21 protein-coding genes are annotated in these 25,055 nt (G+C 71.5%); 6 read left to right on the top strand and 15 right to left on the bottom strand.

Annotated features, from left to right (window positions below; genetic code table 11):
- Positions 1-6: 6 nt before the first annotated feature.
- From ACH4YL_RS05230 to ACH4YL_RS05250, 5 genes are all read right to left on the bottom strand, one after another.
- A complete protein-coding gene (locus ACH4YL_RS05230) occupies positions 7-1,083 on the bottom strand; it encodes a MerR family transcriptional regulator (protein WP_398504997.1) in 1,077 nt (358 codons plus the stop codon).
- 131 nt (positions 1,084-1,214) lie between these two features.
- Positions 1,215-2,072 (bottom strand): ABC transporter permease, encoded by an 858-nt coding sequence (locus ACH4YL_RS05235; protein ID WP_398504999.1) that lies wholly within the window; start codon positions 2,070-2,072, stop codon positions 1,215-1,217.
- Positions 2,069-3,040, bottom strand: coding sequence for an ATP-binding cassette domain-containing protein (locus tag ACH4YL_RS05240; RefSeq protein WP_398505000.1), 972 nt, complete (start codon positions 3,038-3,040; stop codon positions 2,069-2,071). Before ACH4YL_RS05240 ends, ACH4YL_RS05235 begins: the two co-directional genes overlap by 4 nt.
- Positions 3,041-3,144: 104 nt before the next feature.
- Positions 3,145-3,696: an NADPH-dependent FMN reductase gene (locus ACH4YL_RS05245; RefSeq protein ID WP_398505002.1), complete on the bottom strand. Its 552-nt coding sequence runs from the start codon at positions 3,694-3,696 to the stop codon at positions 3,145-3,147.
- Positions 3,697-3,841: 145 nt separating this feature from the next.
- Positions 3,842-4,225 carry a hypothetical protein gene (locus tag ACH4YL_RS05250; RefSeq protein ID WP_398505004.1) on the bottom strand — a complete coding sequence of 128 codons (384 nt, stop codon included), beginning with the start codon at positions 4,223-4,225 and terminating at the stop codon, positions 3,842-3,844.
- Between the two features lie 177 nt (positions 4,226-4,402).
- Here ACH4YL_RS05250 and ACH4YL_RS05255 point away from each other — a divergent pair, with 177 nt between their 5' ends.
- Positions 4,403-5,287, top strand: a complete 885-nt coding sequence (locus ACH4YL_RS05255) for a hypothetical protein (RefSeq protein ID WP_398505006.1) — start codon at positions 4,403-4,405, stop codon at positions 5,285-5,287.
- Here the strand turns inward: ACH4YL_RS05255 and ACH4YL_RS05260 are convergent.
- From ACH4YL_RS05260 to ACH4YL_RS05275, 4 genes are all read right to left on the bottom strand, one after another.
- Positions 5,267-7,213, bottom strand: coding sequence for an FUSC family protein (locus ACH4YL_RS05260; protein WP_398505007.1), 1,947 nt, complete (start codon positions 7,211-7,213; stop codon positions 5,267-5,269). The two genes, ACH4YL_RS05255 and ACH4YL_RS05260, sit on opposite strands and share 21 nt — an antisense overlap.
- 58 nt (positions 7,214-7,271) lie before the next feature.
- Positions 7,272-8,216 (bottom strand): NADP-dependent oxidoreductase, encoded by a 945-nt coding sequence (locus ACH4YL_RS05265; RefSeq protein WP_398505009.1) that lies wholly within the window; start codon positions 8,214-8,216, stop codon positions 7,272-7,274.
- Positions 8,217-8,315: 99 nt separating this feature from the next.
- Positions 8,316-9,335, bottom strand: coding sequence for an endonuclease/exonuclease/phosphatase family protein (locus tag ACH4YL_RS05270; protein ID WP_398505011.1), 1,020 nt, complete (start codon positions 9,333-9,335; stop codon positions 8,316-8,318).
- 55 nt (positions 9,336-9,390) lie between these two features.
- On the bottom strand, positions 9,391-10,131 hold the full coding sequence (locus ACH4YL_RS05275; RefSeq protein ID WP_398505013.1) for a TetR/AcrR family transcriptional regulator C-terminal domain-containing protein: 741 nt from the start codon (positions 10,129-10,131) through the stop codon (positions 9,391-9,393).
- 266 nt (positions 10,132-10,397) lie between these two features.
- Here ACH4YL_RS05275 and ACH4YL_RS05280 point away from each other — a divergent pair, with 266 nt between their 5' ends.
- A complete protein-coding gene (locus ACH4YL_RS05280) occupies positions 10,398-11,207 on the top strand; it encodes an MBL fold metallo-hydrolase (protein ID WP_398505015.1) in 810 nt (269 codons plus the stop codon).
- A 20-nt stretch (positions 11,208-11,227) separates the two neighbouring features.
- On the opposite strand, the gene ACH4YL_RS05285 is transcribed toward ACH4YL_RS05280, so the two are convergent.
- Together ACH4YL_RS05285 and ACH4YL_RS05290 are read right to left on the bottom strand one after the other, a co-directional pair.
- Positions 11,228-11,611: an RNA-binding S4 domain-containing protein gene (locus ACH4YL_RS05285; RefSeq protein ID WP_398505017.1), complete on the bottom strand. Its 384-nt coding sequence runs from the start codon at positions 11,609-11,611 to the stop codon at positions 11,228-11,230.
- 10 nt (positions 11,612-11,621) lie between these two features.
- The gene (locus tag ACH4YL_RS05290) at positions 11,622-14,147 is read right to left on the bottom strand and encodes an FtsX-like permease family protein (RefSeq protein ID WP_398505019.1); all 2,526 of its coding nucleotides are present in this window, start codon (positions 14,145-14,147) and stop codon (positions 11,622-11,624) included.
- A 205-nt stretch (positions 14,148-14,352) separates the two neighbouring features.
- Here ACH4YL_RS05290 and ACH4YL_RS05295 point away from each other — a divergent pair, with 205 nt between their 5' ends.
- Both ACH4YL_RS05295 and ACH4YL_RS05300 read left to right on the top strand, forming a co-directional pair.
- Complete coding sequence (locus ACH4YL_RS05295; RefSeq protein ID WP_398505021.1) at positions 14,353-15,825, top strand: APC family permease; 1,473 nt, start codon at positions 14,353-14,355, stop codon at positions 15,823-15,825.
- 9 nt (positions 15,826-15,834) lie between these two features.
- A complete protein-coding gene (locus ACH4YL_RS05300) occupies positions 15,835-16,797 on the top strand; it encodes a hypothetical protein (protein ID WP_398505023.1) in 963 nt (320 codons plus the stop codon).
- Positions 16,798-16,833: 36 nt separating this feature from the next.
- Here the strand turns inward: ACH4YL_RS05300 and ACH4YL_RS05305 are convergent, their stop codons facing one another.
- On the bottom strand, positions 16,834-18,888 hold the full coding sequence (locus tag ACH4YL_RS05305) for a PhoX family protein (RefSeq protein ID WP_398505025.1): 2,055 nt from the start codon (positions 18,886-18,888) through the stop codon (positions 16,834-16,836).
- Between the two features lie 285 nt (positions 18,889-19,173).
- On the opposite strand from ACH4YL_RS05305, the gene ACH4YL_RS05310 reads away from it, so the two are divergent.
- Positions 19,174-20,736: a VWA domain-containing protein gene (locus ACH4YL_RS05310; protein ID WP_398505027.1), complete on the top strand. Its 1,563-nt coding sequence runs from the start codon at positions 19,174-19,176 to the stop codon at positions 20,734-20,736.
- On the opposite strand, the gene ACH4YL_RS05315 is transcribed toward ACH4YL_RS05310, so the two are convergent.
- Together ACH4YL_RS05315 and ACH4YL_RS05320 are read right to left on the bottom strand one after the other, a co-directional pair.
- Positions 20,717-21,823, bottom strand: a complete 1,107-nt coding sequence (locus ACH4YL_RS05315) for a sensor histidine kinase (RefSeq protein ID WP_398505028.1) — start codon at positions 21,821-21,823, stop codon at positions 20,717-20,719. The two genes, ACH4YL_RS05310 and ACH4YL_RS05315, sit on opposite strands and share 20 nt — an antisense overlap.
- On the bottom strand, positions 21,820-22,473 hold the full coding sequence (locus ACH4YL_RS05320; protein WP_398505030.1) for a response regulator transcription factor: 654 nt from the start codon (positions 22,471-22,473) through the stop codon (positions 21,820-21,822). The genes ACH4YL_RS05315 and ACH4YL_RS05320 overlap by 4 nt, the downstream gene beginning before the upstream one ends.
- 145 nt (positions 22,474-22,618) lie before the next feature.
- On the opposite strand from ACH4YL_RS05320, the gene metG reads away from it, so the two are divergent.
- Positions 22,619-24,232 (top strand): methionine--tRNA ligase, encoded by a 1,614-nt coding sequence (gene metG, locus ACH4YL_RS05325; RefSeq protein WP_398505032.1) that lies wholly within the window; start codon positions 22,619-22,621, stop codon positions 24,230-24,232.
- Positions 24,233-24,288: 56 nt separating this feature from the next.
- On the opposite strand, the gene ACH4YL_RS05330 is transcribed toward metG, so the two are convergent.
- Positions 24,289-25,044, bottom strand: a complete 756-nt coding sequence (locus tag ACH4YL_RS05330; RefSeq protein ID WP_398505034.1) for a L,D-transpeptidase family protein — start codon at positions 25,042-25,044, stop codon at positions 24,289-24,291.
- Positions 25,045-25,055 lie beyond the last annotated feature (11 nt).

The following is a 25,055-nucleotide window of genomic DNA, read 5'->3' on the forward strand; positions in this document are numbered from 1 at the left end:
CCGCGCTCAGAGCCGCACCACATCGGCGACGACGCACGCGATGTTGTCGGGGCCGCCCGCGCGATGAGCGAGCGCGACCAGTTCGGTGACGGCCTCCTCCGGGTCCGCGACCGTGGCGAGCGCCCGGCGTACGTCCGCGTCCGGCACCGCCGTGAACAGGCCGTCCGAGCACAGCAGATACCGGTCGCCGGCCCGCGCCTCGTGCAGCCGCAGATCGGGCCGGACGGCAGCGCCACCGCCGTCCAGCGCGCGCAGCAGCAGCGCCCGCTGAGGATGCGTCGCCGCCTCCTCGGGGCTGAGCTCACCCTCGTCGATCATCGACTGGACGACCGTGTGGTCATGGGTGATCTGGAAGAAGTCGCCGTCGCGCAGCACATAGGCGCGGGTGTCCCCGACATGGACCAGGGCCAGCTGCGAGCCGGTCCACACCATCGCGGTCAGCGTTGTGCCGGACTCGGCGAAGCCGCTGACGGCGGTGTCGGCCCGAAGGACCGCGTCCTCAAGGGCGTTGAGCAGGTCTCCGACCCGGGTGGAGCCGGATTCCTCCGCCTGCAGGGGCTTGAGCGCGTCGATCGCCGCGGTGCTCGCGGGCGCGCCCCGGCCCCCGTACCCGTCGGCGACGGCGATCAGCCGGGAACCGGCGTACGCGGCATCCTGGTTGGTCTCCCGGACGAGTCCGCGGTCCGACCGTGCGGCGTAGCGGAACCCCAGAGGTGCAGTGAGCTGAGACATGGTGTCGGTGTCCTTCCCTGACAACTGGTCGACGAGGAAGACAGCCAGGTCACGCCGGGCGGAGGTGTCCGCCTCCACCTGGGCCCAGTACGCCCGGATGTCCCGGGCGGCCGCGGCCGCGTCCGACGCATGCAGGTCGCAGACGTCCTGGATCCGGGCCAGCGGCATGCCGATCCGGCGCAGCCACGCCACCAGCCGGGCCCGCTCCAACTGCGTCTCGTCGTAGTACCGGTAGCCGGTGTACGAGTCGACGCGGGCGGGCCGCAGCAGGCCCAGCTCGTCGTAGCGGCGCAGCGCCTTGGCGGACAGCCGGGAGGCGCGGGCGAACGCGCCGATCGTCAGCAGACCCATGCTTTCCTCCTCGTACCGGGCGCTCCGCCCGGCCCGACCGATGCTGCGGCTTCCCCCGCCGGGAAGGTCAAGGCAGACGGCGGCGGGCGCCCCCGGACCACCGAGGACGCCCGTCTCACCCGCCCGCAACCTCACTTGCGGTTGTAGAGCCGCATTGTCACCGAGCCGAAGACCAGCACGAACAGGCCCGCCCAGCCCAGCGACCACGCGATGTCCGCCGCCGGCCAGTTGCCGGCCATCAACTCCCGTACCGCCGTGGCCACATGGGTCACCGGGCTGTTGTTGACGAAGGCCTGCAGCCAGCCCGGCATCGTCTTCGGGTCGACGAAGACATTGCTCAGGAAGGTCAGCGGGAAGATCACCATCATGCTGACGCCCATCACGGACTTCTCCGTGCGCAGCAGCAGCCCGAACATCGTCCAGATCCAGGAGAAGGAGAACGAGAAGACCATCAGCAGCGCGACGCCGAGCAGCATGCCCGGGACTCCGCCGTCCGGCCGGTAGCCGATGATCACGCCGACCGTCAGCATCACCACGGACGCGAGGAAGTACCGGACGACATCGCCGAGGAGATAGCCGACCATCGGGGACGGCCGCCAGATCGGCAGCGTGCGGAAGCGGTCGAAGACGCCCTTGGTGATGTCGGTGTTGACCGCGACGCCCGTGTACATCGTGATCATCACGACGCTCATGGTCAGGATGCCCGGCAGCAGGAACTGGATGTACGCCTCGACCGAGCCGGCCAGCGCCCCTCCGAAGAGGTACGTGTACATCAGCACCATCATGATCGGGAACGCCGTCACGTCGAAGAGCTGCTCCGGCACATGCTTGATCTTCAGCATCGCCCGCCAGCCGAAGGTCAGCGACGCGGAGAGCGCGCTCGGCCGCGGTGGTCGTTCCTTGCTCACCAGCAGCGCGGCGAGATGCTCCGCCTTCGGCGCGTCGAGTACCAGGTCTTCGACATCCTTGGTGGTGGTCGCGGTGCTCATGCCGCCGTCCCCTTCTTGTCGGTGAGGGCGAGGAAGACCTCGTCCAGGCTGGGCTGTCCCAGCGCGAAGTTGTCCACGGTGATTCCGGAGCGGGCGAGCTCCGCCAGTGCTCGCGCGGCCTGTTCCGCCGCGCCTTGATCCGTGCCGTGTCCGTTGACGCGGGCGGTGAGGGCGACCGGGTCCGAGTCGAGCTGGACCTCGGCGTTCAGGGCCTGGGCCAGGACGCGCTCGGCGTCCGGCCGCTGCCCGGCGTCGCGCAGCCGCAGATGGACCGCGCCCGAGCCGACCGACGACTTCAGCTCGCCCTTGGTGCCTTCGGCGATGACCTTGCCGTGGTCGATCACGGCGATACGGGACGCCAGTTGGTCGGCCTCGTCCAGATACTGCGTGGTCAGCAGCACCGTCGTGCCCTGGGCGACGACCGCGCGCACGATGTCCCAGACCTGGTTGCGGCTGCGCGGGTCGAGGCCGGTGGTCGGCTCGTCGAGGAAGAGCAGATCGGGAGTGTTCAGGATGGACGCGGCGATGTCGATTCGGCGCCGCATGCCGCCCGAGTAGTTCTTCACCTGCTTGTCCGACGCTTCGGAGAGGCCGAAGGCCTCCAGCAGTTGGGCGGACCGCTCGCGGGCGTCCGGCTTGGGGTGGCCGAGCAGCCGCGCCAGCAGCACCAGGTTTTCGGTGCCCGTGAGGTCCTCGTCGACAGAGGCGTACTGCCCGGTCAGGCTGACCCTGCTCCGTACCGCGTCGGCGTCCTTCTGCACGTCCTTGCCGAACACGCGGGCCTCGCCGCCGTCCGGCCGCAGCAGGGTGGCGAGCATCTTGACCGTGGTCGTCTTTCCCGCGCCGTTCGGCCCGAGGACGCCGTACACGGTGCCCGCCGGCACGCTGAGATCGACGCCGTCGACGGCCCGGTTCTCACCGAAGACCTTCACCAGACCCGCGGTCTCGATTGCCAGTTCTGTACTCATCGTCAGTTCCTTCGGAAGGTCTCGGAGGTCTCTCGGAGGTCTAGGAGGTCCAGCAGGTTCACGGGTTTGACCGTTGCCAACGGCGGAACTCATCGGCGGCGGCGTCAGGAAACGTACGGACGTGCGGCGCGGGCCTCGCGCAGCGCCAGTCCCCACCAGCCGAGCTGGTCGAGCATCAGCGCGGCCGCGCGGTCGCGGTCCTCGCCGGTCTCGTCGAGGAGGTTGATGCTGACGCCGTTGCGCAGGGTCACGGTGTGCAGCTCGGTGAAGACCGAACGCAGCTGCTCGACCGCGTACAGACCGCGCGAGCCGTGCCCGTAGCTGACGAAGGCGACCGGCTTGGTCTGCCACTCGTCGTAGGCGTAGTCGATGGCCTGCTTGAGGGAGGCGGGGAAGGAGCGGTTGTACTCCGGGGTCACGACCACGAACGCGTCGGCGCGGCCGACCTCGGCGACGAAGTCCCGCATCTGGCCGGTCGCGCGGTCCGGATAGCGGACCGGGAAGTCGAAGTCGACGAGATCGACCACCGACAGCTCCAGCTCCGCACGCTCGGCGGCCCGCTCGGCGAACCAGCGGCCGACCTTCTCGCCGACCCGCCCCTCACGTGTGCTGCCGATGATGACCGCGACACGCAGCGGCGGTACGTCCTGCTGCATCGGCGCCTCCCTCCATCGGTCTCACTCTGTAGGCGCGAGACGACGACGCGCGGCCGCCAGATCGGATCTGGCGGCCGCGCGAGGTCAGGGATTCCGGCGGGTCTGCGCGGGACGTGGCAGACGGAGAAGCTCACGGCTCGGAAGCTCACGACTCCCGCATGTAGAAGATGTAGAAGCTCACGGCCAGCATCACGGCACCGATGACGAGCCCGATCACGGAGGAGTGCAGCACGCTCTCGCCGGTCTGGCTGTTCAGGAAGCCCATCGCCACGCCGGTCAGCACTCCGTACGCGCCGGCGCGCAGCTCGCGCGGCAGCGACTGCTGGAAACGGCCCAGCGTGTACGCCAGCCCGGCGAAGATGAGCCCGACGACCGCGCCGAAGAGGACGTCCCACCAGGTGACGGGCTGGCCTTCGCGGCGGAGGAATCCGGCGTAGAAGCCGTAGAACACCCCCAGCGAGAGGGGCAGCGCCCAGCTGAGGGAACCGTGGTGCTGTCGCTGAACGGGCATCGTTGCGTGTGTGGCCATGGCGGAGAGCTCCTTCCCTCTCGTCCTGCCTTCAGAGCACACCCGCCGCGGCCGCCTGGCAAGTCAGAGGCCAGGACCGGGCGGCATGGACCGGGCATGGGCTGCCCGGGCGACCGACCCACCCTGGTCGGCGGAGCACCGCTCGCGCCGGGCCCCCGCCCCGCGTTCCCTGGAGGAGTGCGGAGCTTCCTGTCAGCGGTGCTGATCGCCCTCGTGGCCGTCCTGACGCCGCTGAGCGCGCTCGCCGTCTGGGCGGACCGGGACATCGGCGACACGGACGGATATGTGGCCGCGATGGCTCCGCTCGCCTCCGACCCCGCGGTGCAGAACGCGGTCGCGGTCCGGATCACCGACGAGGTGATGCAGAAGATCGACGCGGGTCCGTTCCAGGAGGGCGTGCAGCAGCTCGTGCACGAGGCGGTGATCTCCTTCGCGGGCACGGAGGCGTACAAGACGGCGTGGAACACGGTCAACCGAGCCGCGCACACGGCCGTTGAGGATTCGCTGACGAGCGACAGCGCGGACTCGGTCGGCATCGATCTGGCGCCGGTGATCGAGCAGGTGAAGCGGCAGCTCAGCGACGAGGGCATTCCGTTCGCGGACCAGATCCCGGTCGGGAACACCAGGATCACGGTCCTGGAGGCCGACCGGCTCGGCGAGGCGCGCGAGGTCTTCGACGGGCTCCAGATCGCGGGCGTCTGGCTGCCGGTGGCGACGCTGCTGCTCGCGGTGACGGGAGTCCTGCTCGCTCTCCACCGGCCGCGGGCCCTGACCGGCCTCGGCCTCGCACTCGCCGCGGGCGGCCTGCTGCTCCGCGGCTCGGTGGCCGTGGGCCGCGGCCTCGCGCTCGACGACCTCCCCCCGGATGTGGACCGCCCCGCGGCGGGAGCGGTCTTCGACGCGCTGACCTCGCCCCTGCGCACGACGTCGTGGTGGCTGCTCGGCGCGGGCCTCGCGCTGGCGGCGGGAGCCTGGCTGCTGCCCCACGCCCTGTCCCGGGTCGCCGCGGCCGGCGCAGGTCCGGTGCCGAAGGCCCTTCGTTCACCTCTCCCGGGCCGGTGACGCGATCGCCCGCGCCGCCCGCACCTCCTGCCGCAGCGGAGCCAGCACGCCCTCCTCGTCGCCCGTCAGCTCCGCCCTGACCTCCACCAGCACCTCGCTGCTGCGTACGCCCGCCGCCAGCTCGCGCAGCTGCTGTTCGATCTCGGCGATCTCCTCCGGCGCAGGCGGCTTCGCGCCGTAGGTGACGCGGACGCGGGCTGCCGTCGTCGCGTCCACGATGCGCTCGACCGCGACGACCAGCGGCCACCAAGCGGCCGCCCGGGTCCCCGTCGGCGGCGGTTCGGTCAGCGCCCGCTGGAACTCCGACCGTACCGACGACAGGTCGCGGTAGATCCGGCGACGGCGGCGCACCCGTTCGCTCTGGTCCTTCCCCGCTCCGAACGCGAACGCCACATAGCCCGCCGCGTCGTCGACCGCCTCCGCCAGCCGGTCGCCGATCCGGGTGTGCCAGCTCTCCGGCCAGAGCAGATAGCCCGCGACCAGCGCGATCGTGCAGCCGATGAGGCTGTCCACGAGGCGCGGCAGGAGCAGGCCGAAGCCCTCGTGGTTGAGGACGTCCGAGAGCAGCAGGATCACGGGTGTGATGGCCGCCGTCTGGAAGGCGTAGCCCTTCGCCGTGAGGGCGGGGATCAGCGCCGCGAGGACCAGCATCACCGGTACGTCCCACCAGCCGCGCGGGACTTGGGAGAGCACCGCCGCGGCGACCACGAGACCCGCCGCCGTGCCGAGCGCGCGCAGCACCGCGCGGGAGAAGACCGAGCCGAAGTCCGGCTTCATGACAAAGGTGACGGTGAGCGCCACCCAGTACGAGCGCTCCACCGTCACCAGCGAGGCAAACGCCTGCGCGAGGCCGATGCAGAGCGCGAGCCGCAGGCCGTAGCGCCAGGACGGTTCGGAGAACAGCACGCTGCGGGTCGTGCGCCGGAAGCGGATCCGCAGAGCGGCCGGGCGGCCGAGCCGGTCGTCGACGTTGTACGGGTCGGGGTCCGCCTTGTGCACGACCGCCGCGGCATGCCGCAGCGCGCTCTCGACGGCGCGGTCCGCGGGGCCTTCCGGCTCCGGCAGCACCAGCCGGGGCGCTGCACCGCGCCGCTGTTCGGCGACGTCGTCGGCCAAGTCCCGTACCGCCGCGGCGATTTCGGGCCGCCGCGAGGCCCGCCCGTGCAGATGCGCGGCGGCGGCCGCCTCGACCAGCGGAATGAGCACATTGAGCTGCGAGAGCTGCCGCACGAGCGGGCTGCGCCGCCCGTGGTCGCCCGCCCGCCGCGCGAGGATCAGGTCGTACGAGGTGTTCAGCGACTCCGTGACCGCCTGGCGCTTGTCCTCGTACTCCGCTGTGCCGGCGGCCGCCAGCACGTCCGCGACGCTGCGATAGGTCGCGGCCACCGCGGCCCGCTCCGGCTCGCGTCCGCGCAACGGCCAGGCCAGCAGCGTCAGTACGAGCACAAAAAGCCCGCCGAGCCCGAGCAGCAGCGGCGCCTTCCACCACGGCTGCGGCATCGGCAGTCCCGCGCCGACGACCGCGTTGAGCAGGAGCAGCAGTCCGGAGACGGAGGCGACCGCGCCGATCGACGAGATCATTCCGGAAACCAGCGCGACCAGCGTCAGCACGCCGACCGCGAGCCAGCCCTCGCCGTACACCAGCGTGCCGAGCGTGACGCCGACCGCGCCGAAGAGCTGCGGCACCGCGATGTTGAAGATCCGCATCCGGTACGCGTCGGCGGTGTCGCCGATGACCCCGGCCAGCGCGCCCATCGACGCCAGCGCGCCGTACACCGGCTGTCCGACGGCGAGCCCGACCGCGAGCGGCGCGGAGAGCGCGACCCCGGCCCGGCAGACCGCGGCCCACGGCACCGGCGCCTGCTGCGGCCGCAGGCCCTTGAGCAGCCACTCGGGTGGGGACAGCCGTCCCGCTCGGGTCTCCATGGTCAAGACATGCCTTATTCAGGCGTGCGGGAGCAAGTCCCGTATTGACAGGTGGGCGTCAGAGCGCGAAGACCGTCTTGCCGCGCGCGCCGCCGGCACGGGACGTTGCCAGCGCCTCCGGGGCCTTCTCCAGCGGGAGTTCGGCGTCCACCGGCACCAGGAGCTCACCGTCCGCGGCCGCCGCTGCCAGGGTGTCGAGCAGGGCGGCCGACGGATGCTGCTGGAAGTCGACGCCCTCGACACCTTGCGGGAGCCGTGCCGCACCGGCCACGGAACGCGTGGTCAGGGCCCGGCCGCCGGGACGGACGTGCGCGGCGTACGCCGTGAAGGCGTCCGGATCGGCGGAGACCAGGTCGATCAGCGCGTCAATGCCGGCCGGGCAGCCGGCCCGTACCGCCGAACCGGCGTCCTGCGCCGTGACGTCGATCGTCGCGGCCGCTCCGAGCGCGGCCATCCGCTGCTCCTCGTCGCCGCGCACCGCCGCCAGGACCCTGACCCCGCGGGCCGCCGCCAGTTGGGTCAGCAGGCTGCCGACGCCGCCCGCCGCGCCGATGACCAGCAGCGACTGTCCGGCGGTCACTCCGGCAGCGGCCAGGATCTGTGCGGCGGTCATCCCGGCCGTCGGCAGCAGGGACGCGGTCTTCAGCGACAGCCCGTCCGGTACGTAGGTGATCGCCCCGTCCTGCGGCATCGTGACGTACTCGGCGTATGTGCCGGTGCCCACCGGCGGCCGGCCCGCCTGGCCGAAGACCGCGTCGCCGACCCGGAAGCGGTTGTCGCCGGGCCCGACCACATCGACGCGGCCCGCGAAGTCGCCGCCCAGGACCAGCGGAAAGACATGCGGGGCCACGCCCTCCAGGGCTCCGTCGGCGACCCGCCAGTCGAACGGGTTGAGCGCCGCGTACTCGACCTTCACCAGGACCTCGCCCTCGGCGGGGTCCGGCTTGGGGACCTGGATCAGTTCGGGCTCGGCCTTGAACGCCTTGACCGCGACAGCGCGCATCCGGAACGCCTCCTGACTGACGGCCCCCCAGGGCCCTGTCCGGCCTGATCGGCCGGACAGGACCAGGTGTCACGGACCTACTTTCACCCGGCGCGGCGGTCAGCGCACGTCGTCGTGGAGTTCGAGCCGGACCAGCAGCGCACGGTGGTCGGTGTCCGCCAGCTGGAGAAAGCGGGCCCTGCGCACCGAGAAGTCCTCGCTGACCAGCACATGGTCGATCTGCGCGCCGAGCGGCCTGCGCACCTCGGCCGGCCAGGACGGCGTACGGGACGCGCCCACGAGAGTGGCGCTGTCGCGCAGATCGCCGGCGTCGAGCACCCGGCGGAAGGCGGCATGGTCCTGCGTGGCGTTGAAGTCGCCGGCGAGGATCGTCGGGGAACCCTTCACCCCGGCGGCGTACACCCGTACCCGCCCGAGCTCCCGGTTCCAGTCGGCGATGCCGGCCGGGACGGGCGGCAGCGGATGGGCGAGCTGGAGATTCACCTGCCGTCCCGCGACGACGGCGACGGCGCCCGGCATCGCGAGCCTGCTCTCGATGCCGGCGGCGGTGCGCAGCGGATGTTTGCTGAGGATCGCCGAGCCGGAGGCCCAGTCGCCCTCGACGACCTTGCGGTACGGGTAGTCGGCGGCGGAGACCTTCGCCGCGAGCGCTTTCGAGCAGCTGCTCGCGCACTCCTGGACGAAGACGATGTCGGGGCGCTCGCTCCGGAGGGTCGCCAGCAGGCCCTCGGTGGCGTTGCCGAACTCGACGTTCGAGGTGAGCACCTTCAGACGGCCGACGACCGGCCCGGGCGGATCGTCGGTGAGACCGGTGTCGTACGGCCTGACGAACCAGCCGGTGACCGCGAGCACCGCGACCGCCCAGACCATGCCGGTGCGCCAGCGCGCCAGCAGCGCGAGCAGCAGCGCGAAGCCGGCTGGGGCCAGCAGCCACGGCAGAAAGGCGAGCAGCTGCGGCACGGGCGTGACGAAGTCGGTGTCCGCCGCGCGGCAGACCGCGACCACGGTGGGCGCGAGCAGCAGCAGACCCGCGAGCCAGGCGGCGGCACGGCGGCCGCCGGAGGCGCGGTACGGGAGGTCGGGCCCGGCGGCCGGGGCCGCCTGGATGGTGCTGTCCAAACCGGCCTCCGGGAGCGGGTGCACGTACGGGGTGGGTCACTCCCCTGTGAGGACGTCAGTTCCGCCGGACTTGTTGCGGCACGTCACCGGCAATCTTGCGTGCCGGGGCGTACGGCCGCAGCGCGGCGATCAGCAGGTCCAGTCCGAAGGCGAACTCGGCGTCGTGGTCGATCACCGCCAGGAGCGGGGCGAGCTTGGCCACGGCCGGGAGTCCGGACTCCGCGAGATCCGCCGTCCGCTCCCGCAGCTCCGCGTCGTCGTACTCCGGGGAGCAGGGCGAATGGAACTGCCGCAGCAGAGAGCCGATCTGGAAGGCGATGAGCAGCCGCAGCGCGTGCACGGCGGCGGCCTCCTCGAAGCCGTGCTCCAGCAGGACGGCGAGGGAGCAGTCGATGATCACCAGCGCGCTCGGCGAGGAGAGGTGGTGGACCAGCACCAGCTCGCAGGCGCGCGGGTGGCGCAGCGACGCCTGCCGGAAGGCGTACGAGAGGGAGCGGATGCCGTCCTCCCAGTCGCCGTCGGGCTTGCGGGTCATGGACAGCTGGATGTCCGTGGTGATGAACTCCGTGATCCCGTCGAGCACATCGTCCTTGCCGCCCACGTGGTTGTAGAGCGACATCGCCTGGACGCCGAGGGTGGCGGCGATCCGGCGCATGGAGAGCGCGGTCACGCCCTCGTCGTCGACGATGCGGAGCGCTGCGGCAACGATCCGCTCACGGGACAACGGCTCACGGGCCGTCGCCTGTTTCGTCAACGACTCGGCCCGCGTGGGTTGTTGACCTGACTCGGCAGACATCCGACCGCTCCCCGGTTTCGCCCAACCACTTGACGGCTTACAGCGTAAGTGCTTCTCTCGGGCCGGTACTTACGGTGTAAGTACGGCACAGGCCTGGAGGGCCAGTTCACATGAGCAAGGCAGTGCGTGAGGCGTTGTTCCCCGACCATCTCGAGCATACGGAGCGGACACCGCGCGAGTCAGCCCTCCTCTGCGCGAGACCGTCGCCCCCTGCCGGACCCGCCCCCGCACTTCCACTCCCTCTCAAGCCGTAGCCGGAGGAACGCATGTCCTGGCCCACGGTCCACCACCTCGACTGCGCCCCGATGCACCCCGTCGGCGGCTCCCCGCTGGTCGCTCACTGCCTGCTGGTCGTGACGGGCAGCGGCCTCCTCCTCGTCGACACCGGCCTCGGCGCCGCGGACATCGCGGACCCGCGCCGGCTCGGCCCGCTGTTCCGCCGCACCATGCGCCCGACGCTGGACCTGTCGCACACGGCGGTCCATCAGATCCGGGCGCTCGGCTACGACCCGTACGACGTGCAGGACATCGTCCTGACCCACCTCGATCTGGACCACGCGGGCGGCCTCGCGGACTTTCCCTGGGCGCGGGTCCATGTGATGACCGACGAGTACCGCGCGGCGATGCGGCGCGACGGCCGCCTCGACGCGAGCCGCTACGTCACGGCCCAATGGGCGCACGGCCCGCAGTGGATGATCCACGACACGGCGGACTCCGACTGGCACGGCTTCGCGGCCAGCCGGGTCCTGCGTGCCCCGGACGTCCTGATGGTCCCGCTCCCGGGCCACAGCCGCGGCCACTGCGCGGTCGCGGTCCAGCAGCCGGACCGCTGGCTGCTCCACGCGGGAGACGCGTACTTCTTCCACGGCGAAATGGACCTCCGCCGCCCGCGCTGCCCGCGCCCGGTGGCCCTGCACCAGCGCCTGGTCGCGGACCACCACGGGCAGCGGATGACGCAGCTGGAACGGTTGCGGGAGCTTCGGCGGATCGACCCGAGAGTGATCCGGATCTTCTCCTCGCACGACGCGTACGAGTTCAGCCAACTCACCGCACAAACGGTCGGTCCGCTGCGCTGACGCACGCAGCAGGACCACCCCTACGGCTTCGGCAGTCCGCCCTGGAGCCGTTCCATCTCCCGCCTGTCCCGCTTCGTCGGACGCCCCGCGCCCCGTTCCCTGATCGCCACCGGGGCCGTGAACTCCTTCGGCGGAGGCGGCGGGCTGTTGTCCACGTAGCACTGGACCGCGACCGGGGCGCCGACGCGCTTCTTCACGATCTGGGAGACGACCACCAGGCGCTCGCGGCCCGCGTGGAACAGCCGGACCTGGTCGCCCGTGCGCAGCGCGTGGGCCGGTTTGACGCGGTCGCCGTTGACGCGGACATGGCCCGCGCGGCAGGCCGACGAAGCCTGGGAGCGGGTCTTCGTCAGGCGTACCGACCAGATCCAGGCGTCGACCCGTACCGTCCCTGCAGCATCCATGTCCCCGACTCTACGACTCCCGCGCCGCCCGCACCGGCAGGATTTTCAGAGCCCGCCATGCCGGGATCAGCGTCGCCGACAGCGCCAGTGCCAGTGCCGTGCCCACCACCGTGCCGTAGATCCACAGCGGGCCCGTCGGCAGCAGGCGGTCCGCCGCCGCGTGGGCGAACGGGACCAGGGTCGTCGCCGCGGCCGCCGTGCCCAGCAGGACGCCGATGGCCGCCACCAGCAGGCCCTCGACCGTCAGCATCCGCATGACCTGCGCCTTCGTCGCGCCGGTCAGCCGCTGGAGGCCGAACTCCCGGCGGCGTGCGCCCGTCGCCATGGCCAGGCTGTTGACCACCGAGATCGCGGTGTACGCGACGATCATGCCGACCAGCAGATAGTTGATCCACGCCTGCGTCTCGGTGTCCTCGGAGTGCGCGGCGATCAGCGCGTCGCGGTCCGACACCGCCAAGCCGGGAGTACGGGCCGTCAGTTGGCCCAGCGCGTCCTCGACATCGGCGCCGGGCTTCGCCACCACCAGGACCTGTTGCGGCAGGCCCTCCGTCGTGTGCGGCGCCAGCAGTTCCGCCGGGAGCAGTGCCGCCTCGGAGCCCGCCTTCGGACGGTACGTCGCAACCACCTTCACCCGCGCCGTACTCCCGTCCCCGAGCCGCAGCGTCAGCGTCTCGTCCACCTCGTGGCCCGACTCTTCCGGCAGCGCGATCGTGTCGCCGCGCAGGTCCCCGAGGCTGCCCGCGGTCACCGTCGCCGTGCCGGCCGCGCCCGCCGCGCTCACGCCCTGCAGCGCGATGCCGTCCTCACCGGTCTCCGCGCCCCGTCCGTCGGGCCGCTCGATGAACCCTGTGCTGGTCACGTACGCACTGGCCGCCGCGACGCCGGGCAGCTCACGGACCCGGTCGGCCAGGTCCGGCGCCACCGTGCCGGATGCGGAGGTGACGACCGCGTCCGCGCGCAGATTCTCCGAGAAGGCCCGTTCCACGACGTCGGCCTGCGTCGTCTGGAGGTACAGATTGGCCGTGGCGACGCCGACCGCGAGCATCACCGGCGTGACGGCCGCGGCGACCTGGACGATGCGGGCCCGGGAGTTGAGCATCGCCAGCTGACCGGTGGTGCCGGTCAGCGCGCCGACCGGCCAGTGCAGCAGCGCCGCGCAGACCCTCGTCAGCCACGGGGCGATCAGCGCGAGACCGATCGCCGCGCAGATGACCGTCGGGCCGGCGGTGCTCGCCGCGATCGGTCCGTCCATCACCGTCCAGGTGACGATGGCGAGCGCGGCCGCGCCGCCGAGGAAGACAATGGCGAACAGCAGCCGGATCACGGAGAACCAGCGCTGTTGCAGGGCCGCGTCGGCGAGCGCCTCGGTGGGCCTGGTCCGTACCGCGCGCCGGGTCCCGATGAGGCCCGCGCCGACGGCGGTCGCCAGCACCGCGCCGCCCGCCGCGGCCAGCGGGATCCAGCCCTGGCTGAACTGCACGGCGTCCGTTGTCACACCGCTCCGCGCGAGCTGCTCGAACAGCGCGGCGCCGAGCCGGCGGCCGGGCAGCCAGGCGAGCAGCGCGGCCGCGACGGCGATGACAAGCGTCTCGGCGACCAGCATCCGGCGCAGCTGGCGCGGGGTCGCGCCGATCGCGCGCATGAGGGCGAGTTCGCGGCGGCGCTGGGCCGCGGAGAGTGCCATGGTGCCGGCGGTGACAAAGAGCGCGACCATGACGGCCATGCCGCCGAAGACGGCGGAGAGCGAGATCAGGTCCTCGCGCCGCTCCAGGGCGGCGGGGTACTCGGCGAAGCCGCGGTCGTCGCCGGAGAGAATCTTGACGGGTGCGCCGGCGAGCACGTCATCCACAGCTGCCCGGACCTGGTCGAGGTCCGCACCGGGCCGCGCCACGACCGCCAGTGCGTCGAAGCTGCCCGCGCCCGAAAGCCGCTGAGCCACCTCGTCGGAGAAGAACACCGTCTCCCGCGCCACCGTCGCGGCCCGTGCCACACCGCTCACCTCGTACGCCGCCGTCTCCCCGTGCGCCGCGACCCGTACCGAATCCCCCACTCCCGCACCGGACTTCGCCGCCGTCGCCGCGTCCAGCACCACTTGGCGGGCGCCGTTCGGCGCGGACCCGGACTCCAGCCGGTACGGCGCGAGCGACGCCGAGCCCCACCCGTGCCCCTGCACTCCCACAGAACCATTCAGCACCGTCGCCGCGAACGTCACATCGCCGACCACCTGCCGCACTCCCGCGGCACCCCGCACCTTCTGGGCCAGCGCGGCGTCCACCGGCACGCTCTCCGCGAGCACCGCCTGCTCGCTCTCCTCCGGATCCCCGGGATGCAGCTCGTACGAACGGTCGCCGGTCACCACCAGCGAAGCCCTGGCAAGCCGCTCCGGCGGCACGTTGTTGCGGATGCCGGTCTCCAGCAGCCCTCCGCAGGCCAGCACGATCGCCGTGCCGCAGAAGAGCGCGACGAAGGTGGCCAGGAAGCCGCCTTTCCGGAACCGCAGGGTACGTAGCGCCAGCCGCATCATGTCCATGGTCATGACGCTACGGAGAGCGAGAACCGGGGCCCATGGCGTCACCCAGTCTCTTAAGGGTGGGGGAAGCCCCACCCCGCTCACCACCGCGCACGCATCCGACTACGATGCGCTCGTTCTCCCCTTTACGGAGCCCAGCACTCCGGCCCGGGACGTTCATTTCTGACGCATCGACAGATGTCGTGCGGCACAAGCGCGTTCGGAGAGTGCCATGCGCAACAACTCCGTCAGAGGACTGCAGCCCAACGTTCTCGGGACCTTCGACACGATCGTGATGGCCATCGCCGGCAGCGCCCCCGCCTACTCAATCGCCGCGACCACCGCCGTACTTGTCGCGACCGTCGGCCTCGCTGGACCGGCCGCACTGCTCTACTGCGCGATCCCGATGCTCGGCATCGTGCTGGCCTTCGGCCGCCTCGGCCGGATCGACATCAACGCGGGCGCGGGCTACTCCTGGGTGGGCCGCACGCTCCACCCGTTTCTCGGGTTTCTCTCCGGCTGGGCGCTGGTCGTCTCCACGACGCTGTTCATGGTGGCCGGTTCGCTGCCCGCCGGCGCGATGACGCTCGCGCTCTTCGACCCGGCACTCGGCGAGAACACCGCGCTCGCGACGCTCGTCGGCGCGGCCTGGTTCCTGGCCATGCTGCTGGTGGTGCTGGGCGGTGCCCGGCTCACCGTGCGCGCACAGCTGCTGATGACCGGTGTCGAGCTGACGATCCTGCTGTTCTTCATCGTCGCCGCGCTGCTGCACAACGGCGCCGCGGCCGCCTTCGACTGGTCGTGGCTCGGCTTCTCGCACTTCGACGGACCGGCCGGATTCGCCTCCGGCGCGCTGATCGCCGCCTTCTACTACTGGGGCTGGGACGTCACCAGCAATCTCAGCGAGGAGACCCGGGACAGCCGCCGCACCGCCGGACTCGCCGCCCTCGTCGGCGTCGGCGTCGTCTTCCTGCTCTTCGAGGCCTTCACGATCGCGGTGAACGTGATCCTGACCGCCGAGGACATCAAGGCGGGCGGGGCCAATGTGCTGTCCCTGCTCGGCGATGCGATCTGGCCCGGTGTCGGCGGAAAGCTGCTGGTCGTGGCGGTGCTGCTGTCCACGGTCGCGACGCTGGAGACGACGCTGATCCAGGTGACGCGCTCGCTGTTCGCGATGGGCAGGGACCGTACGATGCCGGCCGCGCTCGGCACGGTCCACCGGCGCTGGAACACGCCGTGGGTGGCGGTCGCCGTCGTCGGCGCGGTCGCGCTCGCGATGTTCGTGGCGTCCACCGCGCTCGGCTCGGTCGGCGCCGTGCTGGAGGCCGCCGTCGCCGCGATCGGACTCCAGATCGCCTTCTACTACGGGCTCGCCGGCATCGCCGCCGTCGTCGCCTACCGCAAGACGCTGCTGCGCTCCGTACGGGACTTCGTCCTCGGCGGCGCCTGGCCGCTGCTCGGCGCGCTGTTCATGCTCTGGGTCCTCGTCGAGGCGCTGGGCGAGCTGAGCAATGCCTCGCTCGCTATCGGCATCGGCGGGCTCGCGGCCGGAGTCTGGCCGATGATCCGGTACTGGCGGCAGGGAAGTTCGTACTACCGCCCGGCGCGACTGGACGCGTCGTCGGCCATCGCGCCGTGCGAGGACGGCGACAGCGACTCGCGCCGTCCCGACTATGCCAACTCCTCGCTGGCCACGGACTTCTGAGCGACTCAGATGGCCGCAAGACGCCGCTTCACCCCGGACTTCGACCCCGCTTTCGGGGACCGCCCGCTCGCCGAGGCCCTGCACGACATCGTCATCGGCCGCTGGCAGGGCGTACGGGATCTGCTGCGCGACACCGGCGACGACTGGCCGCTGCGCACCCACCGGCTGCGGCTGCTCTCGCACGCGGCGGTGGGAACGTCGGCCGTGGATACCTGGCGCGCGGCCGAGCCGGCGAGCGGGGACGCGGCGGTGCTGCGGGCGGCGACGGAGGTCGTACGCGTCTTCCACCAGGCGATCGAGATGGGCCGCAAGACGGCGATCGACCGTGCGCGGCTGGACACGACGGTGCGGATCTGTCTGACCGCCGCCGACGCGAAGCCGGCCGATCCGATGCCGTGGGTGTCGCTGCTGACGGTGGCGCGGCTGTACGAGACGGGTGTGCCGCGGCGCGAACTGCGGCGCTGGTGGGACGAGTTGCGCCGGCGCGACCCGTACAACATCGAGGGCCATGTGCAGCTGCTGCGCTACTGGTCGGCGCGCTGGCACGGCACGCACGGCGCGATGTACGACTTCGCACGGGACGCGGTGGGCGCGGCGCCGCCCGGCTCGCCGCTGCCGGTGCTGGTGCAGATCGCCCGGGTCGAGGAGTACCGGTACGCCACCGAAACGGCCAAGGGCCGGCCCCCGGTGCGGGACTTCGGACGGCACTGGCACCACGAGCTGGCGGTGGCGGAGGTACGGCGCACCTGGGACCGCTGGATCGGCGGCCGCACGCCGGGGCCCGCCGCCCCCGAAGAGGTCGGCGAGCTCAACTATCTGGCGCATGCGGCCTGTTACGCGGGCATGGGCCAGGAGGCCCGGTATCTGTTCGTGCAGCTCGGGCCGCGGGCGGCGCGGGTGCCGTGGCAGTACACGGGCGACCCGGAAGAGCAGTTCATGAGGTGGCGCACACAGGTGCGCGCCACCTCATAGGCACCGGCTCACTCCGGAGTGATGCCTGAGACCTGCTTACACGCCGATGTCGCGGCCGTCCTTGCGCCAGACGGAGACGACCGACGGGCGGACGAGCTTGCCCGGTCCGTCCGGCCAGATGCTCTTCGGCTGCTCGACGGACGCGCCGTCGAGCTCGCCCGGGTGCTGGACCGCGACCAGGACCCGGCGGTCCTGGATGATCGGGCCACAGGTCTCCGCGCCGGCCGGGACGGTGAGGAACTGCTTGAGCTCACCGCGCCGCTCACCCTGCGTCGCCACGCCGAACAGGCCGTCGTGGGAGCCGAGCTGGGCACCGTCCGTGGAGATCCACAGGTTGCCGTGGTCGTCGAAGGCCACATTGTCCGGGCAGGAGATCGGGCTGACCTTCTCCTTCGGGTAGCCCGCGAAGTACGTGGCCGGGTCGTTCGGGTCACCGGCGACCAGGAAGAGCCGCCAGGCGAAGCCGTCGCTCGTCGGGTCGTCCCAGTTCTCGGCGAGCTCCAGGATCTGGCCGTGCTTGTTCAGGTTGCGCGGGTTGGCCTCGTCAGCACCGGGCTTGCCGGTCTTGCCGCGGTCGGTGTTGTTGGTCAGCGCGATGTACACGCGGCCGGTGCGCGGGCTCGGCTCGACGTCCTCGGGACGGTCCATCTTGGTGGCGCCCACCTTGTCGCCGGCGAGGCGGGTGAAGACGTACACCTCCTCGGCCGTCATGCCGGGCACGTGCGAGACATCGCCGGTGGCGAGCGGGATCCAGACGCCGCTGCCGTCGAACTCGCCGTCGTTCGGGAGCTTGCCGGTGCCGTCGATCTCGGCGGCCGGGCTGTCGCCGGTCAGCTTGGCGACATACAGCGTGCCCTCGTCGAGCAGCGTGAGGTTGTGCTCGCGCGCGCTGCGGCTCGAGCCCTTCTTCATCTTCTTGCTCGACACGAACTTGTAGAAGTAGTCGAAGCGCTCGTCGTCGCCCATGTAGACCACCGGACGGCCGTCGGCGGTCAGCCGCGGCTGGGCGGCCTCGTGCTTGAAGCGGCCGAGCGCGGTGCGCTTGCGCGGGGTCGAGTCCGGGTCGTACGGGTCGAGCTCGACGACCCAGCCGTGGCGGTGGACCTCGTTGGGCTCCTGCGCCACGTCGAAGCGCTTGTCGAACCGCTCCCACTTGCGCTCGGTGGCGGCGGTGCCGATGCCGTAGCGCTTGTCGGTCGCACTCGAGCCGTTGGCGAAGTACTGGTTGAAGTTCTCCTCGCCGTGCAGCGTGGTGCCCCACGGGGTGGTGCCGCCGGCGCAGTTGTTGAGCGTGCCGAGGACCTTGGTGCCGGTCGGGTCGACGGAGGTCTTCAGCAGCGCCGACCCTGCGGCCGGGCCGGTGACCTTGAACTCGGAGGTCGCGGTCAGACGCCGGTTGAGGTAGTGGCGGGTGACCGGCGTGAGCTTGCCGGAGCTGCGCTCACCCTGCACGACGACGACGGAGAGGCCGTGCGCGGCCCAGGCGATCTCGACCTGCTCGCGGGTCGGGTTGGCCGCGTCGTAGCCCCTGAACATCAGGACTTCGTCCGTGTACTCGTGGTTGGCCACGAGGATCTGCCGGTTGTGCTCGTCGAGCGGGAGCAGCGACAGGAAGTCGTTGTTGTAGCCGAACTGGCCGGCCTGCGCCTTGGCGGTCTGGTTGTCGGCGTCGAAGGCCGGGGCGCCGCGGAGGATCGGCTCGCCCCAGCGGATGACGACGTTCTGGGCGTATCCGTCGGGGACGGTGACCTTGTCGTCCTTGTTGGGCGCGACGGGCGCGAAGCGGAGTCCGCGGGCGCCGTCGGTCTTGCCGCCGTGGCCGAAGGTGTCGGCCGGTGTGGCGGAGGCCTGGGTTCCGTCCAGGCCGACGACGGCGGTGGTGCCGGCGGCAGCGGCGACGGTCACGACGGCGGCGGCGCGCACCATCGAACGGCGGGAGAGCGTGCTGGCTATGACGTCGCCGACGTACTCGTTGTCGCTGGTGTTCGGCACCTCGTGGAAGCAGGCGTCGCCACAGCGGTATCTACAGGTAAGGGCGGAACGTCCGCCTGCATGCGGTTTTGTGCTCAACAACGGCAGGAGCTTGCGCACTTGGTCCTCCTCCGGCGCACCCCGCGCCGACATCGTGTCGGAATATCTCCGGCCGTGACGTTAGGGGTGTATGTGTGCAGGGTGGCGGACACAAGGTGAACGCCGGATGAATCCACGGGAGTTTGGTTTGAGCAGGGTGACTGGTGGCGCGCGGTGCCCGCCCCTGCCGGGGACGGCCGCGGGCGGCCGCTAACCTTACGTGTCCGCCCTGGCCAGGACACCCCTTGGACGCCCGGCCCAGGTGCGGACATACACGGCACTCAACTCATGCGAAAGGCCTCGCACATGGGCATTCGGAGCTTGCTGCGCAAGGTGTTCGGTCGCGACCGCTCGGAGCCGAACGCCACGGCGACGGCCCCGTCGGCCTCAGCCTCCGTCCCGCCCCAGCCGTCCCACCCGGACCAGTCCCCCGAGGACAGGGCGGCGGACCTGGTGTCGGCGGCATTCGACAACCCGACCCCGTCCCGGGGCTCGTCCACCGGCTCGGTCCCGCCGCAGACCCGTACGGAACGGGAGCCGGAGGGTGAGCCTGCGGAGGCTGCCGCGACGGCTGCCGCCTCGGACGAGGCCCCGGCTGCCGCCGACGTTTCGGCGGAGCCGGAAGCCGCGGCCGTCGAGGCCGAGCCCGCCGCCGACGCGCGGGCTGAGGCTGCCGCCTCGGACGTCGAGATCCCGGCCGCGGCCGAGCCGGAGGCCGACGTCGCCCCGGCAGAGCCGGAGGCCGTGCCCGCCGAGGCACAGCCCGCCGCAGACACGGTGCCCGAGGCCGAGGCCTCGGATGCCGAGCCGGTCGCGGCGGCCGAACCGGTGACCGCGGAGGTCGTCCCGGCCGAGCCGGAGGCCGTCACCGTCGAGGCGCAGCCCGCCGAACCGGAGACCGCAGAGGTCGCTCCGGCGGAGCCCGAGCCCGTCACGGAGAACCAACCCGTGACCGCCGAGGTCGCTCCTGTCGAGCCGGAGGCCGAGCCCGCCGAGGCGCAGCCCGCCGCAGACGCGGGGTCTGAGGCCGAGACTGAGGCCCAGCCCGCCGAGCCGGTAGCGGCGGCCGAACCCGTGACCGCAGAGGTCGTCCCGGCCGAGCCGGAGGCCGTCACCGTCGAGGCCCCGGACACCGAGCCGGTCGCGGAAACCGAACCCGCCGAGCCCGAGCCCGTCGCGGCGGCCGCGCAGAGTGACGTGCCCCTCGATGTCACCGACGTCACCGCGCTCGCACGCGTCCAGGCGCAGGCGCCCGGGCTCACCGGGGCGTACGCCGCCGCCGGGGACGCTCTCGAGCGCGCCGGGCTCACCGGCACCCGCGCCCGGGTGTATCTCGTGCTCGACCGGTCCGGGTCCATGCGGCCGTACTACAAGGACGGCAGCGCACAGTCCCTCGGCGAGCAGGCTCTCGCTCTCGCCGCGCAGCTGGATCAGGACGCCGCCCTCAGCGTCGTGTTCTTCTCGACCGAGGTCGACGGCACCGGCGAGCTCAACCTCGACGCGTACGAGAACCGCATCGACGAGCTGCACGACTCCCTCGGGCGGATGGGGCGTACCAACTACCACCTCGCCGTCGAGGAGGTGCTGGCCCTGCACGCCAAGGCCGACCCCGCGAGCGCCGCGTTCGTGATCTTCCAGACCGACGGGGCTCCCGAGTCCAAGACCGCCGCCACCGCCGCGCTGGCCGCGGCCGCGGACAAGCCCGTGTACTGGCAGTTCGTCGCCTTCGGGGAGCACGACGCGAAGGCCTTCGACTACCTCCGCAAGCTCAGCGCCACCAACGCCGGGTTCTTCCACGCGGGCCCCGTGCCCCGTGAGCTCCCCGACGCGGAGCTGTACGACGGGCTCCTCAGGACCTGGAAGCCGTAGGCGGTTTCGCCGTAGGCAGTGTCACGGTGACGGTCAGGCCGCCCTCCGGGCCCGGCTCGGCCGTCACCGTGCCGCCGTGTGCCTCGGCGATCGAGCGGACGATCGACAGGCCGAGGCCCGCACCCGGGCCCATCCGGTCGCGGCCCTCGCCCCGCCGGAACGGCTCGAACAGGCCCGGAATGTCGGAAGCGTCCACCACCGGCCCGGCGTTGGCGACCACCAGCACACCGCCCGCCACCGACACGGACACCGTCCCGCCCGGCACGTTGTACGTCACCGCGTTCGCCAGCAGATTCCCCACCAGCTGAGTCAGCAGCATCGGGTTCCCGCGCACCAGGCCGCTCGACGAGACCGTCGCCTTCACCTCGTGCCGCGCCGCCTCGTCGGACACGATGTCGCCCAGGTCGACGTCCTCCCGCTCCGACAGGCCCCGCTCGCTGCGCGCCAGCACCAACAGCCCCTCGATCAGGCGCTCGCTACGGCGGTTGCTGTCCAGCAGCACCTGTTTCACATCGGACTCGTCCAGGCCCACCTGGATCGCCGTGCGCTGCGTGGCCAGCGGCGTACGCAGCTCGTGCGACGCGTTCGCGATGAACCGCCGCTGGCTGTCGAACGCCTTCTCCAGCCGCGCCAGCAGCGCGTCCAGCGTGTCCCCGAGCGCCTTCAGCTCGTCGTCGGGCCCGCGCACCGCGATCCGCCGGTCCAGGGTGTGCTCCGAGAGCCGCCGGGCCCTCGCCGTCATCTTGTGCACGGGACGGAGCACGCGTCCCGCCATCCACCACCCCACCACCACCGCGACGACGGCCGTCGTCAGCAGCGCGAACGCCGACCAGATCAGCATTTGCTGTCCCGCCGCGTCCCGGACGCTGTCGGTCAGCTGGACGACCGTGACCCCGCGTACGTCCGACACCGGCAGCGCGGGCTCGGTGCGCGCCCTGATCGCCGCGACCCGGCTCTCCGTTCCGGCGCGGGAGAGCAGGTTGACGACCCCGAGCAGCAGCCCGCCGAGGACCAGGAAGACTCCGCCGTAGACGAGCGCGATCCGCGTCCGGATCGTCGAACCCGGGCCTATGAGGCCGCGGCTCACAGCGCGTACCCCACGCCCTGCACCGTGCGGATCAGCCCCGGCTCCCCGAGCTTCGACCGCAGCTTGCTCATGCAGACCCGTACCGCGCCCGTGAACGGGTCCGCGTGCGCGTCCCAGGCCCGCTCCAGCAGTTCCTCCGCCGAGACCGTCGCACCGTCCGCCTCCAGCAGGATCTGCAGCACGGAGAACTCCTTCGGCGACAGGTCGAGATCCCGCCCGTCCCGCGTCGCCGTCCGCCGCACCGTGTCCAGCCGTACGCCGTGCCGCTCCAGCAGCGGTGGCACCGGCCGTGCGCTGCGCCGGCGCAGCGCACGCACCCGGGAGACCAGCTCCGGGAACTCGAAGGGCTTGCCCAGGTAGTCGTCGGCGCCGAGGTCGAGGCCCTCCACCCGGTCCTCCATCGACGCCGCCGCGGTCAGCATCAGGATTCTGGTGCGGGATCCGGACGCGACGAGTTCGCGGGCGACCTCGTCGCCGTGCACCCGCGGCAGATCACGGTCGAGCACGACCACGTCGTAGTCGTGCAGTCCGAGGTAGGCGAGCGCCGCGTCCCCGCTGTAGACGGTGTCGACGGCGAATCCGGCCCGCCGCAGCCCGGTGGCGACCAGCTCGGCCAGGATTTCCTCGTCCTCGGCCACCAGTACCCGCATGCTGTCGTCCCCTTGCACCCGCCGAGCCGCCTCTCCCCCAAGGATGCGTCTTTCTACGGGACGGGATGTTTCGCGAACGTCTCCACGGCCGCGGTGCGGATTATCCGGGTGAGTGGACCTTCCGCGGGCCGATAGGATTTCGACCATGGCGGCCACTGGATCCGAGAAGCAGGGGGCGAAGGCGTACTACGTCTCGACCCCCATTTACTACGTCAACGACGCTCCTCACCTGGGCCACGCCTACACGACCGTCGCAGGCGACGTGCTCACCCGCTGGCACCGCCAGCGCGGCGAGAAGGTGTGGTACCTCACCGGCACGGACGAGCACGGTCAGAAGATCATGCGCACTGCCGAGGCGAACGGCGTCAGCCCGCAGGAGTGGTGCGACAAGCTCGTCGAGGAGGCCTGGAAGCCCCTCTGGGAGCACCTGAACATCGCGAACGACGACTTCATCCGCACGACGGAGAAGCGGCACACGGACCGTGTGCAGGAGTTTGTGCAGGACCTGTACGACAAGGGCGAGATCTACCAGGGCGGGTACGAAGGCCCGTACTGCGTGGGCTGCGAGGAGTACAAGATCCCCGCGGATCTGCTCGACGGCGAGGGTGAGTACGCCGGGCAGAAGCTCTGCCCGATCCACAAGAAGCCGGTGGAGATCCTCAAGGAGGAGAACTACTTCTTCAAGCTCAGCGAGTACGGCCCGAAGCTGCTGGAGTTCTACGAGGCCAACCCCGGCTTCATCCAGCCCGAGTCCGCCCGCAACGAGGTCGTGAACTTCGTCAAGCAGGGCCTTCAGGACCTGTCGATCTCGCGCTCGACGTTCGACTGGGGCATCAAGGTCCCGTGGGACCCGAAGCACATCATCTACGTGTGGATCGACGCGCTGCTGAACTACGCGACCGCGGTCGGCTACAACGAGAACCCGGCGAAGTTCGAGTCGACCTTCCCGGCCAATGTGCACCTGGTCGGCAAGGACATCCTGCGCTTCCACGCGATCATCTGGCCCGCGATGCTGCTGGCGAACGGCCTGCCGGTGCCCGGCAGGATCGCGGCGAACGGCTGGCTGATGGTCGGCGGCGAGAAGATGTCGAAGTCGAACCTGACGGGCATCAAGCCGCAGGACCTGACCTCGCACTTCGGCGTGGACGCGTACCGCTGGTACTTCCTGCGCGCCATCGCGTTCGGCCAGGACGGCTCGTTCTCCTGGGAGGACTTCACCGCCCGCTACACCAGCGAGCTGGCCAACGACTACGGCAACCTCGCCTCCCGCGTGGCGGCGATGGTCGGCAAGTACTTCGGCGGGGCGCTGCCGGAGGCGACGGCGTCCGGCGAGGCGGAGAAGGCGGTCCAGGAGGGCCTTGCCAAGGCGGTCGCGGAGGCCGACCGGAAGATCGGCGAGGAGCTGGACTTCCAGGGCGGCATCCTGGCGATCTTCGACTTCGTCAAGCAGGTCAACGGCTATCTGACCGAGCAGGAGCCGTGGAAGGTCGCCAAGGACGACTCCGCCGAGGGCCAGGCCCGTCTCGCGACGATCCTGTACACGGCGGCCGAGTCGCTGCGCGCGGTCGCGGTGCTGCTGAACGCGGTGATGCCGGTGACCTCGCAGGCGCTGTGGGACTCGCTCGGCGCGGAGGCCCAGCTGGGCGCGCTGGCGGACCAGCGGGTCCAGGACGCGGGCGAGTGGGGCCGGCTGCGGCCGGGCGCGACGGTGACCAAGGGCGCGGTGCTGTTCCCGCGCCTGGAGGAGAAGCCCGCGTAGTCAGGCGTACGTGAGAAGGGGCCCCGGACCGTGTCGTCCGGGGCCCCTTTCGCGCGTCAGCGGGCCAGCGCCGCCGCGTCGCCCATCGCCACCAGCGGGTGTTTCGCCGGGTCCAGCCACCGCAGCAGTTCCTTCATGCGGGCCCTCGGCAGCGCCACGCAGCCCTGCGTCGCACCACCGTGATCCACATGGATCCAGATGCCGCCGCCCTTGGACGCACCGAGCGGGCGGGTCCAGTCCAGCGGTGTCGTGCCGGGCTTGCGGTTGTAGTTGACCGCCACCACGAAGTCGAACGCCCCGGCCAGCGCCTGCCCGTCGAAGCCGGTGCCCCTCGCGCTGAAGGCGGGACCGCGGTCGTACGGCAGCTTCGTGCCCGGGTCCGGCAGCCGGCCGCCCGCATCGGTCAGGCCGAACACCCCGACCGGGGAGCGCAGGTCGCCCTGCCGGTGGTCGTCGGTCCAGCCGCGCAGCGCGTTGCGGGCGGGCCACGGGCCGGAGACGGGCTGCCAGCCGCGTACCGGGTCGCGCTCGTAGAGGACCGCGGTGGAGCGGTTGGAACGCGGGCTCTCGCCCGTCACCACGATCGCCTGCCGGGTCGCGTCGGGTATCTGCCCACGGGTCTTGGGTCCGAGGGCCGGTATCTCCTCGGCGCGCACCGGCACGACGGTCGGTGGTTCGGGCGCGGACCGGCCGATGCTGCCGCCTTCGGAGCCGTTGCTCACGGATCTCGGGGACGGCTCGGTCGCGCACCCGGTGAGCAGCAGTCCGGCGGCCAGCAGCGCGGCCGGAAGCACTCCCGTGCGGAAGGACATGCGCGGACCTT

The sequence above is a fragment of the Streptomyces sp. NPDC020681 genome, from assembly GCF_044334895.1.
Classification (GTDB): domain Bacteria; phylum Actinomycetota; class Actinomycetes; order Streptomycetales; family Streptomycetaceae; genus Streptomyces.